Below are 266 nucleotides of genomic sequence, written 5' to 3'. Positions count from 1 at the left end.
CTGTTTATTATTCGTGTCGATGAACAACGTTGTGGTATCAGTCGCGATGCGTTGATGGAAGCGTTAAAAGAAAGAGGCATTGGTACCGGGTTACATTTCCGCGCCGCTCACACACAAAAATATTATCGCGAGCGTTTTCCCACGCTGTCGTTACCGAATACCGAATGGAATAGCGAACGCATCTGTTCTTTGCCGCTGTTCCCGGATATGACTACCGCCGATGCCGACCATGTCATCACAGCCCTTCAGCAACTCGCAGGACAATA

The 266-nt window shown here is 49.2% G+C and carries 1 protein-coding gene; it reads left to right on the top strand.

The window, feature by feature from the left end; translation table 11 throughout:
- On the top strand, positions 1-266 hold a 266-nt coding region (locus R0J87_RS21185), incomplete at both ends, for a DegT/DnrJ/EryC1/StrS family aminotransferase (RefSeq protein ID WP_498888749.1).

Origin of the sequence: Halomonas sp. SIMBA_159, from assembly GCF_046536035.1 — a bacterium.
Classification (GTDB): Bacteria; Pseudomonadota; Gammaproteobacteria; order Pseudomonadales; family Halomonadaceae; genus Vreelandella; species Vreelandella venusta_A.
This window is presented reverse-complemented; position numbering and strand designations above follow the sequence as displayed.